The organism is Blautia sp. MB18-30, from assembly GCF_023669475.1.
In the GTDB taxonomy this organism is placed as follows: domain Bacteria; phylum Bacillota; class Clostridia; order Lachnospirales; family Lachnospiraceae; genus Blautia_A; species Blautia_A fusiformis.
This window is the reverse complement of sequence record NZ_JAMOYY010000006.1, coordinates 33,309-50,217: the sequence shown is the minus strand read 5'-3', so window position 1 is coordinate 50,217 and position 16,909 is coordinate 33,309. Positions and strand designations below refer to the sequence as shown.

10 protein-coding genes, 3 tRNA genes and 1 other RNA gene are annotated in these 16,909 nt (G+C 46.3%); 1 reads left to right on the top strand and 13 read right to left on the bottom strand.

The window, feature by feature from the left end; genetic code table 11:
- Positions 1-294: 294 nt before the first annotated feature.
- The 11 genes from rnpB to NCY57_RS04245 all read right to left on the bottom strand — a co-directional run bounded on the left by rnpB (position 295) and on the right by NCY57_RS04245 (position 11,762).
- Positions 295-645: RNase P RNA component class A (gene rnpB, locus NCY57_RS04295), an RNA gene on the bottom strand.
- Between the two features lie 68 nt (positions 646-713).
- On the bottom strand, positions 714-2,087 hold the full coding sequence (locus NCY57_RS04290; RefSeq protein ID WP_092069463.1) for a sodium-dependent transporter: 1,374 nt from the start codon (positions 2,085-2,087) through the stop codon (positions 714-716).
- A gap of 679 nt (positions 2,088-2,766) precedes the next feature.
- Complete coding sequence (gene selD / locus NCY57_RS04285) at positions 2,767-3,801, bottom strand: selenide, water dikinase SelD (RefSeq protein WP_330638969.1); 1,035 nt, start codon at positions 3,799-3,801, stop codon at positions 2,767-2,769.
- Positions 3,802-4,016: 215 nt separating this feature from the next.
- Positions 4,017-5,684 carry a nucleoside kinase gene (locus tag NCY57_RS04280; protein WP_250789513.1) on the bottom strand — a complete coding sequence of 556 codons (1,668 nt, stop codon included), beginning with the start codon at positions 5,682-5,684 and terminating at the stop codon, positions 4,017-4,019.
- A gap of 147 nt (positions 5,685-5,831) precedes the next feature.
- On the bottom strand, positions 5,832-6,614 hold the full coding sequence (locus tag NCY57_RS04275; protein ID WP_129974614.1) for a Nif3-like dinuclear metal center hexameric protein: 783 nt from the start codon (positions 6,612-6,614) through the stop codon (positions 5,832-5,834).
- A complete protein-coding gene (locus NCY57_RS04270; protein ID WP_243113438.1) occupies positions 6,601-7,329 on the bottom strand; it encodes a tRNA (adenine(22)-N(1))-methyltransferase in 729 nt (242 codons plus the stop codon). The genes NCY57_RS04275 and NCY57_RS04270 overlap by 14 nt, the downstream gene beginning before the upstream one ends.
- Positions 7,322-8,449 (bottom strand): RNA polymerase sigma factor RpoD, encoded by a 1,128-nt coding sequence (gene rpoD, locus NCY57_RS04265; protein ID WP_021651146.1) that lies wholly within the window; start codon positions 8,447-8,449, stop codon positions 7,322-7,324. The genes NCY57_RS04270 and rpoD overlap by 8 nt, the downstream gene beginning before the upstream one ends.
- 39 nt (positions 8,450-8,488) lie before the next feature.
- Entirely contained in the window at positions 8,489-10,282 is a 1,794-nt protein-coding gene (gene dnaG, locus NCY57_RS04260; RefSeq protein WP_250789512.1) for a DNA primase, read from the bottom strand.
- A gap of 19 nt (positions 10,283-10,301) precedes the next feature.
- Positions 10,302-11,312 (bottom strand): deoxyguanosinetriphosphate triphosphohydrolase, encoded by a 1,011-nt coding sequence (locus NCY57_RS04255; RefSeq protein ID WP_250789511.1) that lies wholly within the window; start codon positions 11,310-11,312, stop codon positions 10,302-10,304.
- A gap of 254 nt (positions 11,313-11,566) precedes the next feature.
- Positions 11,567-11,651: transfer RNA gene (locus tag NCY57_RS04250), tRNA-Leu, on the bottom strand.
- 26 nt (positions 11,652-11,677) lie between these two features.
- A tRNA-Leu gene (locus tag NCY57_RS04245) sits at positions 11,678-11,762 on the bottom strand.
- Positions 11,763-11,979: 217 nt separating this feature from the next.
- On the opposite strand from NCY57_RS04245, the gene NCY57_RS04240 reads away from it, so the two are divergent.
- A complete protein-coding gene (locus NCY57_RS04240; protein WP_250789510.1) occupies positions 11,980-15,948 on the top strand; it encodes a fibronectin type III domain-containing protein in 3,969 nt (1,322 codons plus the stop codon).
- A 137-nt stretch (positions 15,949-16,085) separates the two neighbouring features.
- Here the strand turns inward: NCY57_RS04240 and NCY57_RS04235 are convergent.
- A tRNA-Leu gene (locus NCY57_RS04235) sits at positions 16,086-16,170 on the bottom strand.
- A 207-nt stretch (positions 16,171-16,377) separates the two neighbouring features.
- Positions 16,378-16,704: a cupin domain-containing protein gene (locus tag NCY57_RS04230; RefSeq protein ID WP_021977941.1), complete on the bottom strand. Its 327-nt coding sequence runs from the start codon at positions 16,702-16,704 to the stop codon at positions 16,378-16,380.
- Positions 16,705-16,909 lie beyond the last annotated feature (205 nt).

Below are 16,909 nucleotides of genomic sequence, written 5' to 3'. Positions count from 1 at the left end.
CCACTTCGATATTTGGCTGTTTCGGAGCCTAGTAATACTAAGCCTGCGAAAGACTGCTAAAAACATTTTCCAAAATCATGAACTCGCTCCTGACGTCGCTCAGACAGCATGATTTTGAAAAATAACGCAGTCTCCCGCAGACCAAGTATTACTACAGCTCCTGCAAAGGCCTGAATATCGACGCGGGGACCGGGCGCTGTGTTTTCATAGAAAAGTTTTTTCACAAAAAAGCAACTGATATTTCACAGATCAGATCTGCAAAATACAGTTGCTTTTATTATGTGCTTATTATCATACACAGTCAGACCGATAAGCCGGGTTATGTCGTTGGGTGATCATCTATCTAGGCCTTCCGTTGCCAGAAGGCTCCAGCGACCTACCTGAAAGCACGACGGGCCGCCGTATGGCTTTCTTCTCGGTCTTGCTTCGAATGGAGTTTACATGTGCCCGCTCTGTTACCACAGCGGCGGTAGTCTCTTACACTGCCTTTCCACCCTTACCCCGCAAAACGGGGCGGTTTATTTCTGTTGCACTGGTCTGGGAGTTACCTCCACCGGACGTTATCCGGCATCCTGCCCTGTGAAGCCCGGACTTTCCTCGTCTGGACCCTTTCGTCTGTCCAGCCGCGATCACCTGGCCTGGCTGCGCACCTGCTATTTTAACACAGGTGTATAGACTTGTAAAGTTGGAATTTTCTTGGTCTCCTATGTCTTTTACATGGAAATCCATCCAAATGCATTTGCCACAGAACTGAAAAGAATGATTGCCGCAAAGATTGGGCAAAGATACTGGATCATAAAATTAAAGATTCTTTTTCTGCGGAAAGTACCACCTTCCTGCAGTACTTCCTCTTCAATCTTCTTTGTACCAACTACTCTGGATATCAGAAGACAGGTAGCAATCGCTGCGATCGGCATCATGACAGAGTTCGTCAGGAAATCAAAGAAATCAAGGAACTGCATTCCAATGATCTTAACACACGCCAGAGGACCATAGCCAAGAGAAGAAAGACTTCCGAGAACAACCATGATAATTCCGACAAATACTGTCGCCTTCTTGCGTCCCCATTTCAGTTCATCCTGAAAAGTAGATACTGCACTCTCAGTCAGTGCAATAGAACTGGTCAAGGCTGCACAGAGAACCAGTACAAAAAACAGGATTCCAACCAGAGTTCCAAATCCCATGCTTGCGAATACCTTCGGAATCGTAATAAACATCAGTGCCGGTCCCGCCTGTAACGTATCCGGATCTCCACCGGAAAATGCAAACACTGCCGGAATGATCATCAGACCTGCCATCATTGCGATCGCTGTGTCAAAAATTTCTACATTTTGTGTAGAACCTTCAATAGATACATCCTTTTTCATATAGGAACCAAAAGTTACCAGAATACCCATCGCGATCGACAGAGAATAAAACATCTGTCCCATTGCCGCAACCACTGTCATCCAGGAGAAGTTTTTGATATTTGGTATCAGAAAATATTTCACACCTTCCAGTGCTCCTGGCCTCGTTACCGAATAAATGACAATGACCACAGACAAGAATACCAGTATCGGCATCATTAATTTGGAAACTCGTTCCACGCCATTCTGCACACCTGCATAAATGATCACCAGCGTAAGCAGTGTAAAAAACAGGAAACAGGTTTCTGTAGAAAATCCATCCGCTATAAAAGCAGAAAAATATCCGTCTTCAGCAAGAGTCTGACTGCCTCCCTTTACATACTCCACCAGGTATTTAATTACCCATCCACCGATCACGGAATAATACGGCACGATCAGAACCGGTATGATCGCATTGATCCAACCGCCCAAAGACAGCCACTTTGATTTACCAAAAGTTCCAAACGCACCTACCGGACTTTTCTTTGTCATACGTCCCAGAGCTGTCTCTGCCACGATCATAGAATATCCGAAGGTCAATGCCAGAATGATATAGATCAGTAAAAAAATTCCACCGCCGTACTTTGCCGCCAGATAAGGGAATCTCCATATATTCCCAAGCCCTACCGAAGCACCAGCTGCAGACAGTACAAATCCAATCTTCCCGGAAAATGTACTCCTCTCATGTTTATGTTTCTCCATAATTCTTCCTTTCCCGTCACATATTTGTTTTTTGTATTCTTTATGTCTTCTCAATTTCCGCTCATATGATAATACCATGCTTTTATCCCTCAGGCAAACAATATATTAAAAAAATACAGAGCCTATATTTCCTGAATTACTGTTCACTCCATTCTCAGTAACACGCTTCGCGGTGCACAGAATTTATGCTAATCACATAAATTCGCGCAGTATGGCTCGGGTTTTCTGTGACCTTCGCTCACAAAAAACACCTCGCGGAATATTACCAGTAAACAGTAATTTTCCTGTTCTGCATCCCACAACCATACTCTCCGCACATTTTATATTTTTCCTGCCAGCTGGATGCACCAGCCTGGGGGAGAGGATATCGGTTTGGGCTGCTGCGGAGGAGGGGTGATAACTACTTGGGCTGCGGAAGTCGGCGTTATTGCGGCAGGGTCAGCTGTCTGAGCCAACGGCGAGTTCTGGCCCTGCCGCAATGCTTTTAGCCGACTCACGGAGTCCTAGTAGTATCCCCCGACGGAGTCCCTGCCCGGACCGATATCCTCTCCCCCAGGCGTCCGTCGTCCGCCATCCGCCATCCATCATTCTGCTTCCACCACTTTCCCCAGCAGTATCCCCCCTACGCAACCATCCACTCTGACGTTATCGTCCAAACATTCGTTCGTAAATTAATTTCCTACCGGAGCACCAACGTCCACTCCTGCCGATCCACAACCTCACCGATCACCCCAGCCTGCAGACCAGCCTCATCCAGCCGCTTCATGATCTCCGGCACATCCCTCTCCGGAACCGCCGCCAGCAATCCCCCAGAAGTCTGCGGATCAAACACCAGATCCTCCCGCCAGAGTACCGCCGAACTCTTCACTCCGGTTTTCTCAGCAAACTCCCGGTTCCTGTAAGCCCCACCCGGAATCAATCCCATAGAAGCAAACTCCTCCACATCCGGAAGCACCGGCAACTTCTCCGTATCGATCACAACCGTCCGGTCACTGGCCACAGCCATCTCCGTAGCATGTCCCCCAAGACCAAACCCCGTCACATCCGTACAGGCATGAACCTCAAAGTCTTTAAAAACCTCACAGGCGTCCCGGTTCAGTTTCTTCATGGAATCCAAAACCGCCTTACGTGCACCTTCCGTCACCAGATCCGCCTTGATCGCCGTATTCACGATCCCCGCACCCAGCGCCTTCGTCAGGATCAGCTTATCCCCGGTCTGCGCTCCAAAATTCTTCCAGAACTTCCTCGGATCTACAAAACCCGTCACACTGAGCCCATACTTTGGTGTATCATCCTGGATCGTATGGCCACCGGCAAGAACCGCACCAGCCTCCATCACCTTATCTGCACCACCACGCAGGATCTCCCCGAGGATCTCCACATCCATATCCTTCGGAAACGCCACAATATTCAAAGCTGTCTTCGGAGTTCCACCCATAGCATACACATCACTCAATGCATTGGCCGCCGCGATCTGCCCGAAATCATAAGGATCATCTGCCACAGGCGTAAAAAAATCCAGTGTCTGGATCAGCGCCAGATCATCACTCACCCGGTAAACTGCAGCATCATCCGAAGTGTCCGTTCCAACCAGAAGATCCGGATCACAGAACTTTGGCAGCCCACCAAGAACTCCTGCCAGAGTCCCCGGTCCTACCTTAGCTGCACAGCCACAGTTTGGAGCCAGTTTTGTCAGTTGTACTTTTTCTTTCATGATCATTTTCCCTTTCCTTTAAGCCCTGTAAATCCCGTCATACATCCGCAGTACCACAGAGGACTTTAACTTTTCCGATTCACACTCAAAAGGCTCCACACACCACAGATCCCATGCACAGAGAAATCCTGATCTTCTCATCTTTGTGCCAACCGATATCTGCACTGCATAGAGCCTTATATCTACACATAGCTTTTTTTATTCATACAATTAATTTATACATTAAAACAACTACCGCCAATAAACTCCCTCAGAAGCGAATTAAACGGAACACCCTCACTGGGCACCGGCACAAAATAATCCAGGAACTTCAAAAGCCGCTTCGCCTCCTGATACTCCGGTTCACTCTTGTCAATTCCAAAAAGCAGCGGTTCCGCATAAACCTTCAGGCAGGCAAGCTCATACACAAGAGCTGAATTAAACATCACATCTGCTTCCTCCTGGAACGGAAAAATATTCTGCTCCTCGCCTCTCCGTACAGAAGGCCACCTTGCAATGGTATCCTTTGCGGAAGTTCCACGTGTACGTGCATCACGGACAATTCGGCGTATCAGTCTTCCATCCGTTGTGGGGATCCGGTTATGCTCATCAATGTTCAGCTGTGTCAGCGCACTGATATAGATCTTAAACTTACTCTCTTTTGGAAGGGCATAACTCAGCTTGTCATTAAGCCCGTGAATGCCTTCGATGACCAGGATATCATCTTTTCCAAGCTGAAGCTGGTCTCCCCGGTATTCCCTGCATCCGGTCTTGAAATTAAATGTAGGAAGATCCACGGTTTTTCCCGAAAGGAGATTCAGCATATCTTCATTAAACTGCTGCGTGTCAATGGCTTCCAGACACTCATAATTCTTTTCTCCGAATTCATCCAGCGGCGTATGTTCACGATCCACAAAATAGTTATCCACAGCAATGGGATGCGGCTTCAGACCATGAGCAGAAAGCTGAATAGATAATCTGTGAGAAAAACTGGTCTTTCCGGAAGAAGACGGACCTGCGATCATTACGAACTTTACATTGCCCCTTCTCCGGATCTCCTCGGCAATCGAAGAAATCTTGGCCTCATGGAGTGCCTCCTGGATCAGCATCAGGCTCTGCACACCTTCTCTTGTGATCCGGTCATTGAGATCTCCCACAGTGGCAACATCCAGCTTATCGCCCCACTCTTCCGATTCCTTCTGCACATGGAAGATCTTATCCTGGGGTTCAAAAGGCTCCAGCACATCCGGATTCTTCTGCCTCGGAAGGATCAGCACAAAGCCTTCATCATAAAGCTGCAGATCAAAATACTTCACATAGCTGGTATCCGGTGCCATAAATCCATAAAAATAATCCTCGAAATTTTCCAGGCTGTAAATATTCACTCTGGAAACCCGCCGATAACGGAACAGCTTTTCTTTATCATACATATGATGCCTGTGGAACATGGAAACGGCATCATCCGTGCTGACACTGCGTTTGCAGATCGGAAGCTTCCGGTCTACCAGTTCCCACATCCGCACTTTTACCCGGTCAAGAAGCTCCTGATCCAGGGTAGCACTGCCTTTCATGGTAAAATAAAGAGCATTTCCAATAGAATAATGGATCACAACATGATCCACATTCTCTTTTCCAGCTACATCAAAAATTGCCTTCAAAAGAATAAAGATCGCACTTCTCCGATAGGTTTTTCGACCGGCACTGTCCTTTGCGGTTATAAATCCCAGTGTACAGTCATGCTGAAGCTTCTTGTGAAGCTCACGGAGCCTTCCGTTCTCGGTCACAAGGATCACCGGATACTCTGTTTTGCCCTCATAATCCCTTATGATCTCAGAATACGGTGTCATTTTGGGGTATTCCCTTATTTCTCCGTTTATGGTCACTTTAATCATTGTCTGTTCCATAACGATCCCCTCCACAGGCTTATATATTTATACAGCTGCCCGATTTTTCGGACAGCCATGTGTTTCACAATTCATTTTTCCGAAACGTATAATCGTATTCCGTCCCACTACATATTCATGAATACAAGCACTTTTTGCGATCCGCTTTTACAAAACAGTATATGGATTTTTCACACTGGCGCAGGTTGTCTTAAGCGCAGAGAATGCCTCATTCAGTTCCTTCTCCATAGCTTCCGCAAAAATATACTCCGTACCGTAATGTCCGGCATCTACGATCGCCAGACCATCTGCCATAGTATCAATGGCAGTATGATAATCAATATCTCCTGTCACATATACATCCGCACCGGCGGCCATTACATCACCGATCATACTCTTTCCGCTTCCTGTACAGATCGCCACAGTCTCGATCTTCCGATCCAGATCACCGTAAACCCGCACATCCGGAAGATGATTGCATTCTTTTACATATTTTCCAAACTCACCAAGAGTCATAACATGGGGAAGCTTTCCTACTCTTCCGAACCCCTCCGGCTGCTCCCCGGATTCATCGGTAACTGTAAGCACCCTTGTATCCTGAAGCTTCAGATGATCTGCGCTTAAATCTGCCATTCCGATCACATCATAATTGGTATGCATGGCAAAATACGGGATATCCTCCTTTATCAGACGGAGGATCTTTCTTCCGGTAAAGGTATGATTGTTGATCTTTTTGATTCCGGAAAAGATCATTGGGTGATGGGTAAGGATCATATCCGCACCAGCAGCCACCGCCTCATCCAACACCGGTTCCGTAAGATCCAGCGCAAGAAATACATGGGAAATCTCTTTCTGGTCATCTCCCACCAGCAGTCCCACATTATCCCAGTCCTCCGCAAATTTTTGCGGATGGTGCTCATTCAGCCATTCGATCAGTTCATATGCTTTCATATCGTTTCAGAGCTGTATGGATCAGCTCCATTTCCTCCTTTACTTCTGCCAGACGAGTTTTTGCGGAAACAGACTCTGCCCCGGAAAGACCGGCAAGTATTTTCTTACGGATCATTTCCTCCCGGAGAAGATACTCTTTAAGGACCGGGTGACATTTTTTCAGAAGGAGAGGTCCAAACCAGGCCTCTTCCTCTGTGTAAACAGTCTTTTCTCCCGAATTGTTACGTACCGCTTTCATCATAGGATAAAATTTTCCGTCTTCTTTTATCATTTCTTCCCTTACGATCTCCCAGCCGATCTCAGAAAGAAAATGTCGGAAATGAGGAAGGTCCGACTGAGGCTGCAGGATCAGTTCCTGAAACCCCTCCCGGACCTTCGCTCCATCCTTTAATATCCTTTCCATCAGAGGACCACCCATTCCCGCGATCACCAGGGTATCACCTTCTCCCGGCTCAAGCTTCGCAAGCCCGTCGCTCAAACGGGTCTCTATGTAATCTTCAAGGCCATAACGGGTAATATTCTCCCTGGCTCTTGAAAGCGGTCCCGGACGTACATCCATGGCAATGGCTGACGGAACTGTTTTTTCACTGACAAGCCAGATTGACAGATAGCCATGGTCACATCCTACGTCTGCCAGCCGGTTTCCTTTTGTTACCATACCGGCAATGGCACGAAGACGCATGGAAAGCTGTACGGATATATTTTTATCAGTCAAGATAATCCTTCAGCTTGCGGCTGCGGCTGGGATGACGCAGCTTGCGCAGAGCTTTTGCCTCGATCTGACGGATACGCTCTCTTGTGACATTGAACTCTTTACCAACTTCCTCCAGAGTTCTGGCACGTCCGTCGTCCAGACCGAAACGGAGGCGGAGGACCTTCTGCTCACGGTCAGTAAGCGTACTTAAGACTTCTACCAGCTGCTCCTTCAGAAGTGTAAATGCAGCTGCATCTGCAGGTACCGGAACATTATCATCCTGGATGAAATCGCCAAGATGACTGTCTTCCTCCTCACCGATAGGAGTTTCCAGAGATACCGGCTCCTGAGAGATCTTAAGGATCTCACGTACACGGTCTACCGGCATGTCCATCTCCTCAGCAATTTCCTCCGGCGTAGGTTCACGTCCAAGCTCCTGGAGCAGCTGACGGGAAACACGGATCAGCTTGTTGATAGTCTCAACCATATGCACAGGGATACGGATGGTACGTGCCTGATCTGCAATGGCTCTTGTGATAGCCTGACGGATCCACCAGGTTGCATAGGTACTGAACTTGTAGCCTTTTCTGTAATCAAATTTTTCAACAGCTTTGATAAGGCCAAGATTTCCCTCCTGGATCAGGTCGAGGAACAGCATCCCACGTCCAACATAACGCTTTGCAATGCTGACAACAAGACGGAGATTGGCCTCTGCCAGACGTTTCTTGGCAGCTTCATCCCCCTTTTCCATTCTCTTGGCAAGCTCGATCTCCTCATCTGCACTTAACAGACTGACTTTACCGATCTCTTTCAGGTACATACGGACCGGATCCTCGATGCTGACACCTTCCGGTACAGAGAGGTCGATCTTATCAAGCTCTACCTCTTCTTCATCTTCCATCCCATCCATATCCATATCGTTATCAAGGAGGAGTTCGTCACCGCTATTTTCTGTGATACGGAGAACGTCCACACCGCTGGCCTCCAGGAAGTCAAAAACCTTCTCCATCTGATCCACTTCCAGTGGAGAGTCCTTGAAAAAGTCGCTGATCTCCTGATATTCCAGCACATTCTTTTTCTTTTTTGCAAGTTCAAGAAGCTCTACAAGTTTCTCGCTGAATTTTGCCATATTCATTTCCATAGGTGCTCTATACCTCCATATAGTGTTTATATTTTATCCTTAATTGAAAGAAATATGCAGCTGCTGCCTCTTTCTTCCAAGGTCTTCCAGTTCTTTTTTTGCTTTTATCAGTTCCTGAAGCCCGGCCATGTCTGACGGGTCCCAGGTACGGTTTTTTTCTTTGAGGCTTTCTTCCTTGATCCGCAGCAGCGCATCGGAAAAAGCCCTCTGCTGTTCTCCTTCGTTTTCCAGATGAATGGTGGCATTAAAAAGTGACGCTACTTCTCTCTGTTCCTCGCTGTCTGTAAACGCATTGAGAAGTTTTCCCGGATTGGTCTCCCCTTCTTTATGCTGGTCAAACAGCATCTGGGCCACTTCTTTATACAGCGGCACCACAAAATCTGACGGTGAGATATATTTCTCCACCTGTTCAAAGATTCCCGGATAATTCACGAGCCAGGTAAGCATCAGCTTCTGGGCCTTATCTGCGGCGGATTCTTTTTTCTTTGTTTCCGGAGTCCCGGATTTCGGCTGGATCCGCTTCTCTGCAGGCGTTCCTTTCAGAGCCAGTGTGTTGACCCTTTTCCGGATATCTTCCGTGCCCACTCCATAGCGGCCATATTCCTTCACAATTGCTTCTATATAAAGATTCCTTTCCAGTTCGTCGGAAAGTTCCAGCAGCATTTCGGCGCACCGCTCAAAAAACTGATTCTGTCCCTGAGGTGCATCCATCGCAAATTCCTGCTCTGCAATATGCACACGGAACATAAAACTGTCCATCGCCTGGTTCAGACGCTCTTCAAAAGCCTCCGCGCCCTCATTCTTGATAAACTCGTCCGGATCCTTCCATGGCTTCAGGCTTACCACCCTGGACGTAACCCCTGCCTCCCGAAGGATCGGGATCGCACGGAGAGCCGCACGGATGCCTGCGCCGTCACTGTCGTAAAGAAGCAGGACTTCCTTGGTGTAACGTTTCACAAGACTTGCATGTCCGGATGTCAGAGCGGTTCCAAGAGATGCCACTGCATTGGTAAAGCCTGCCTGATGCATGGCGATCACATCCATATATCCCTCACAGAGGATCAGGTAATTCTTCCTGGTGGTCCTGGCCACATTCAGTCCGTAGAGATTCCTGCTCTTGTCAAAAATCTTCGTCTCCGGTGAATTCAGATACTTGGGCTTGCCATCTCCCATGACACGGCCGCCAAAACCAATGACCCGGTTATTTACATCCATGATCGGGAAGATCACACGGTTCCAGAACTTGTCATACATTCCCCGCCGCTCATCCACATTAAACAGCCCGGATTCCCGGAGAAGTTCATCACTGTAGCCTTTTCCCTTGAGATATTTGTACAGGTCATCGCTGTACTTGTCCGAATATCCAAGGCCGAATTTCCGGATGGTTTCCTCCGAAAGACCTCTGCCTGTCAGATAGCCGTAGGCAGTTTTTCCGCCTTCTCGCCGGAGCTGATAGTAAAAATACTGAGCTGCCAGCTTGTTGATTTCAAGAAGCGCCGCTCTCTGTTCTGCTTTTTCTCTTGCTTCCCTGGAATATTCGATCTTCGGAAGCTCTACTCCTGCCCGGTCAGCCAGATGTGACAAAGCCTCACCAAAAGAATAATTCTCATATTCCATGATAAAATTGTATACGTTTCCTCCTGCCCCGCAGCCAAAGCAGTAATACATCTGCTTGGATGGCGTCACGGAAAAAGAAGGAGTTTTCTCATTATGGAAGGGACACAGTCCGAAATAGGAACTTCCCTTCCGTGTCAGTTTCACATACTGGGATATCACGTCTACAATGTCATTTTTCATTCGGACTTCTTCTATGATGTCATCTGAATAACGCATGTTTATCCCTCTTTTCCATTTAATAGACCTCCCAGGACTTCGGTATGTAGATCTCCCTGAATTTCTCCATGGAGTACTGATCTGTCATTCCTGAAATGTAATCACAGACTGCCTGTTCCTTGGGTACTCCCCGGTATTCCACCAGTTCTCTGTATTCCCTGGACATTGCCTCCGGGTGATCTGTATAATATTCGTATAGTTCACTCAGCATCTTGATGGCTTTGTCTTCTTCCTTCTTGGCAACCGGATTCTCATAGACATTCCGGAACATCAGGGCCCGAAGTTCCATCATCGCCTCAAAAACATCAGGCGACATGGAGATGCTGTCTTTATCCATACTGTTCTCTATAATATTATGTACGAAAGTATTCAGCCGTTCTCTCGTGGTATATCCGAGAAAAGTTCTCATTGTAACAGGAATGTCATCTTCTGTGATGATTCCCGCACGCTGAGCATCGTCCATATCGTGATGGATATAGGCGATCTTGTCAGAAAAACGCACAACCTGGCCTTCCAGAGTAGAAGGATTTCCACTGGTACGGTGATTCATGATCCCGTTACGGACTTCCCAGGTAAGATTCAGTCCGTTCCCGTTCTTCTCCAGTACTTCCACAACCCGGACGCTCTGTTTATAGTGGGCAAAACCTCCAGAATGTATCTGATCCAGCGCTCTTTCCCCGGCATGTCCAAAGGGCGTGTGCCCCAGATCATGGCCCAGCGCAATGGCCTCCACCAGATCTTCATTAAGCCGGAGTGCCTTGGCAATGGTACGGGCAATCTGTGATACCTCCAGTGTATGCGTCAACCTGGTACGGTAATGATCTCCCTGCGGTGCCAGAAACACCTGCGTCTTATCTTTCATGCGGCGAAAAGCCTTGCAGTGAAGGATCCTGTCCCTGTCCCGCTGATATGCGGTACGCACATCGCATTCCTCTTCCGGCCGGTCTCTGCCTCTGGTATCTGCGCTGTGAGACGCATAGGGACTTAACAGTTCCCGTTCTCTCTGCTCCATATTCTCTCTGATGTTCATAAGCACTTCCTCCACAGTCTGACAAACAGCGGCGATAAAATACCCTCTGTTAATTATATTCTACACAAAACCGCAAATTCCTCTTTTCTGAAAAAAAAATTCAAAAAATATTGGTTTTATCGTCTGTTCCAACCTGAAGGTGTCCAAAATTCTCATATTGTATATGAAACGAGAACAAATATGCAAACCGCTCCTCGATTTACTTTCATATAGCCAAAAACAGAGCTGCGATTCACAGCTCTGCCTTAAAGTCATGCGGAAGATGGGACTTGAACCCACACGAGCGCAATGCTCACAAGATCCTTAGTCTTGCTCGTCTGCCAGTTCCGACACTTCCGCATATCGCATTTCTTGGAAATTTCCAATGCGGAAGATGGGACTTGAACCCACACGAGCGCAATGCTCACAAGATCCTTAGTCTTGCTCGTCTGCCAGTTCCGACACTTCCGCATGACCGCATTTCCTTGGGATTTTTTATTTTCTCCCTCGCGACAAGTGATAGTATAACAAAGTGGTTCCTATATGTCAACACTTTTTTTTATTTTTTTCTCAACTTATGATTCTGTCTCTTTTTCTTCTTTTTTCAACAATAATTGACCATTTTTTCTTTTTTTGTAGTAAAATATTGCCAGGTTTATATGTAAAACCATATAAAAAGGAGGTACCTATGAAAAACAAAAAAGCACAACTACTATCCATTTTTCTTTCTGCATGTATACTGGGCACTTCTGCTCCGGTAAATGCAGCTGATTTTTATTCAGACGCTTTTTCTGCGGATGACAACGTGGAAGCAGAACCTTCTTCTGAGATCTCCGAAGATCTCTCTTCCGAAGAAAACTCTGATCCTGCCGATTCCACCGGCATCGATACACAGGAGGAATCCTCTGAGGATCTTTTGCAATCACCGAAAGATTCTAATAGCGGCAGCACATCAGACGCTTCCGATGCTTCTTCTTTGGAAGAGGAATTTAATGCCGGAAATGAAGAAGAGACTTTTTCCGATTCCGATGGAACAGACGATTTTTCATCCGGAGAAGAAGGTGGGGTACAAGCCGGTATTCTGGACGGTTCCGTAGAAGCCCAGATGGCAAAAAGCAGTTCCGTCATCGAAGCAGATATTCCGGTATCGAACTCATTAAATACAACCTGCACCATTTATAAAGGAAGCAACCTTGAAAACCAGAACTACAGTGTCTGGTCTTCTCCTGTCGAATCCTATCTTACAACAAGCCCAGACGGATCTCTCATGCGGGTTCAAAGTGGTGCCCTTGACGGTAAGCTTCTGATTGAATACTATGATTCCGGATACAACTTTAAGAAAACGATGACTCTCGATCTTCCACTGCCTGTATTCGGCGCTTTCTACGAAACCAACGACAACTATTATATCCTTACCGGCGCAAACAACACCGAAAAAGATAATACGAAAGAAGTTTACCGGGTGAGCAAATACTCCAAAGACTGGAAATCCCAAGGTTCCTGCAGCCTTTTCGGTGCAAATACCACCTATCCCTTTGACGCAGGTTCCGCACGTATGGCTTCTTACGGAAATTATCTTTTTATCCGCACCTGCCATGAAATGTACGGAGGGCATCAGGCTAACGTAACTTTTTCTGTAGATACCTCCACCATGTCTGTTGTGGATCAGCTTACAGGAATCCAGAATTCTGAGTTCGGATATGTCAGCCATTCCTTTAACCAGTTCATCCAGATCGATAACGGAACTCTTCTGGGCTGTGATCACGGTGATGCTTATCCCCGTGCTATTACGGTTCTTCAGTATCCCACGGATATCAGCAGCGGATCTTTTGTCCCGCAATATTCCTGGAGTTCCAGTTCCTATGCCTGCAAGGAATTTGACCTTATGACTTTCCCCGGATCATCCGGCAACAACTATACCGGCGCATCCCTTGGCGGTTTTGAATATTCCGACAGTTCCTATCTGGTCGCAGGCAATTATGATGCTGACAATCATTCCAGAAATGTATTTGTCTCCTCTGTTTCAAAATCCGGAGGAACACCTGTTGTGCGGTATTTTTCCGACTATGCAGGCACTTCTGACAGCGCCGCTACACCGCATCTTGTAAAAACCGGCAGCAACAGCTTCGTGCTTCTCTGGTCCAGTCAGGGTTATGTTTATTATACTGCCATTGACGGAACCGGCCAGCAGGCTGGCTCTACATACAAAATGGCCGGAAATCTTTCCGACTGTGCACCTTCTGTTATAAACGGAAAACTGATCTGGTACGCATGGAAAGACAGCCATAATACTTTTTATGAGATCAATCTGTCGGATCTCTCTTCCAACCATGCAACGCGAGTGGAAAACGGACATAAATATGTTTACGGCACAACCATTGAGAACTATCAGGTTGACAAGACCTGCCGTGTCTGCGGTACTTCTTCCAAAGCTGTTGTTCCCTCACAGGTCACTGCAAGCATTGCTCCTTCCAATTCCAGTTTCTCCGCTATGAAAAAGAGCGAATTTCTGACTAAGGAACTTAGTTATAGGATCACCGCTTCCAGCTGGTTTCCTAATGATTTCGGCAGTGATTCTGACTTTCTGTATGACTGCATTATTTCCAGCTCAGATGAAAGTGTTATTTCTGTAAACCAGACTTCCAATCAAACTGCAGTCCTCACCCCCAAAAAGTCAGGCAAGATCACACTTACCGTTCAGTCCAAATATAATCCGGATGCTGTATTTACCTCTGAATTATATGTAGACCTGTTAAGCGAGGATGTATTCACCATTTCCCGCGGCTATATCGGATCTTATAACGGAACAGACAAAACACCGACTATAACCATATACCGTTCCGGCCTTACTCTCCAAAAAGACATTGACTATACCATTACAACCAGCGGAGATACTGTTAACGCCGGTACTTTTACCATGACCTTCACAGGAATCGGAAAATACGCCGGCAGTGTAACAAAGGAATACACCATTGACAAAGCCCCTATCTACTCAAACGGCACCACCTGTACCCTTACTCCTTCTTCCTGTATCTACGACGGTAAGCCTCAGGAACCGAAAGTAACCATCTCTAAAAATGGTGTTGATTTGGTTGAAGGCAGGGATTTCACTGTAGAATATCAAAATAATACAACTCTGGGAAATGCACGTGCCGGTATCAGCGGCATCGGAAATTATTACGGATATTTTACAACATCCTTTTCTATCACCTATGGCCGGATCAGCAACTGCGATATTACCGTTTCCAATGAATCGCTGGTTTTTGACGGCACTGAGAAAAAACCGGCCGTCACTGTAACATGTAACGGCAATACTTTAACACAGGGGCAGGATTACACCTTGTATTATCATGCCAACACCAACGCAGGTTCCGCTACAGTTACCATCACAGGAAAAGGTAGATTCTCCGGTTCTGTTGAAAAAGCTTTCCAGATCCAGCCTGCTGACCTGAGCAGATCCAGCGTAGATCTTTCTGCCGATTCCTTCACCTATGACGGCACTGAGAAAAAGCCATCCGTTACTGTAAAAACCGGAAACAGACAGCTGACTGCCAACAGCGATTATACGGTTTCCTTCGTAAACAATACCAACGCAGGTTCTGCCACTGTTACCGTCACAGGAAAAGGTAACTATTCCGGTTCTGTTACGAAAAATTTCACTATCAGTGCCGCCAGCCTGGAGAAAGCCGAACTTGCTCTTTCCGCTTCCTCATTTACTTACGATGGAACCGAAAAGAAACCGGACGTCACAGTAACTGTCAATAAAAAGCAGTTAAAAAAAGGAACTGACTACACCGTTTCTTATGATAACAACACCAACATCGGTACTGCTTCCGTCACCATCACAGGAAAAGGTAATTATTCCGGTACTGTAACAAAATCTTTCCAGATCACTGCCAGAGATCTCAGTAAATGTGAGATTCAGCTTTCCAGTTCATCCTTTACCTACAGCGGTACAGAAAAAAAGCCGAAGATCACAGTAACTTCTTCCGGAAAAGAACTGGTTCCCGGCACAGATTACACAGTTTCCTACCGTAATAACATAAATGCCGGTACTGCTTCCGTCGTGATCACTGGAAAAGGCAGTTACACAGGAACAAAAACTGCCAGTTTCCAGATTGCCCGCGCAAAAGCCGTACTCACAGCAAAAGCCACAGCACTTACCCTGACTCAGAGCAGCAGCAAAACCGCGGTCATCAAGAGCAAGAAGACGGACGGGAAGATCACCTGCAAGTCTTCCAACAGCAAGATCGTAAAAATTTCCGGTACCAGTATCATTCCGGTAAGCCCCGGACAGGCCACTGTTACCATTCAGGCTGCACAGGGCGTAAATTATAAAGCTGCATCTGCAAAGATCCTGATCACAGTACGTCCACTGACTGTCAGCAGTGTTTCTCTGAAGTCCACTGCAAAAGGCCAGGCAAATATATCCTGGAAACCGGTAAAATCTGTTACCGCTTATCAGATTCAGTACAGCACTTCAAGCAGCTTCAAAAGCGCCAAAACAATTACCGCCAAAAGCAGTTCCAAATCTACCGTGCTGAAGAAATTGTCCGGTGGCAAAAAATACTACATCCGTATCCGCACATACAAAACGGTCAGCAAAAAGAATTACTACTCCACCTGGAGCAAAACTTCTTCTGTCAAAGTAAAATAAACAATATCCATTAACAAAAAAGCTGAATCACAAACCGGTTCCTTTATCTTCCGGTTTTGTGATTCAGCTTTTTTACACTTGCTTTTATTTAGAAAAAAAAGAACCATGATCTCTCACAGTCCTCACAAAATAAAAAATGCGGAAGATGGGACTTGAACCCACACGAGCGCAATGCTCACAAGATCCTTAGTCTTGCTCGTCTGCCAGTTCCGACACTTCCGCATATCGCATTTCTGTGGAATTCTTTATCTTCTCCCTCGCGACAAATGATAGTATAGCAAAGCATCCTTCCTATGTCAACACTTTTTTCTAAAAAAATCAAAAAATATTTTTTATTTATACAATTTAAACTTTTCATTCAAAAAGAGCCATCCGCATAATCATGCAGTACGGCCCTTTCTGTCCTGTTATTCTGTTTTTGTTTTATGATCAGTCAAAAATGATCAGTGCCATAAATACAAGATCTGTCTCTCCTGTATTTGCAAGGCCATGACCTTTTCCGTCTGGTGTAATGGTGATATCACCGGCCTTTACCGGACGTTTCACACCGTTATCATCATACTCGCCTTCACCGCTTAAGATATAGTAGGTTTCTGTCTCTCCATGATGCTCATGGTATCCAAGGGAACATCCCTTCTCGATAGTAACCTGTGCGTAAAGTCCGCATTTTCCTTTCAGCTCGTCTCCCTCAAGAATGTCTTTGATGATCACATGGCCTTTACCGCCGCACATATTTTCTACTCTTCTGATACCCATGATAAAATCCCCTTTCGTGATTGCGTAAATTTGTGAATTTCATAAACACAGCCTCTTTGTGTTCTGCGTTTCACTTCCTGTACAATTATAAACGATATGATAAATTTTCGCAATCCTCATTGCCAATTTCCTGAATTTGCTCAAAAAATTTCTTATAAACGAAAACGAAGCAGACCTTTTACAAAGACCTGCCTCGCAATTTACA

Excerpts from the sequence above, each read along its gene's own strand:
- NCY57_RS04230 (WP_021977941.1), bottom strand. The coding sequence starts at position 16,704 with ATGGGTATCAGAAGAGTAGAAAATATGTGCGGCGGTAAAGGCCATGTG.
- NCY57_RS04280 (WP_250789513.1), bottom strand. The coding sequence starts at position 5,684 with ATGGAACAGACAATGATTAAAGTGACCATAAACGGAGAAATAAGGGAA.
- NCY57_RS04240 (WP_250789510.1), top strand. The coding sequence starts at position 11,980 with ATGAAAAACAAAAAAGCACAACTACTATCCATTTTTCTTTCTGCATGT.
- dnaG (WP_250789512.1), bottom strand. The coding sequence starts at position 10,282 with ATGCGTTATTCAGATGACATCATAGAAGAAGTCCGAATGAAAAATGAC.
- NCY57_RS04255 (WP_250789511.1), bottom strand. The coding sequence starts at position 11,312 with ATGAACATCAGAGAGAATATGGAGCAGAGAGAACGGGAACTGTTAAGT.
- rpoD (WP_021651146.1), bottom strand. The coding sequence starts at position 8,449 with ATGGAAATGAATATGGCAAAATTCAGCGAGAAACTTGTAGAGCTTCTT.
- NCY57_RS04290 (WP_092069463.1), bottom strand. The coding sequence starts at position 2,087 with ATGGAGAAACATAAACATGAGAGGAGTACATTTTCCGGGAAGATTGGA.
- NCY57_RS04275 (WP_129974614.1), bottom strand. The coding sequence starts at position 6,614 with ATGAAAGCATATGAACTGATCGAATGGCTGAATGAGCACCATCCGCAA.
- selD (WP_330638969.1), bottom strand. The coding sequence starts at position 3,801 with ATGAAAGAAAAAGTACAACTGACAAAACTGGCTCCAAACTGTGGCTGT.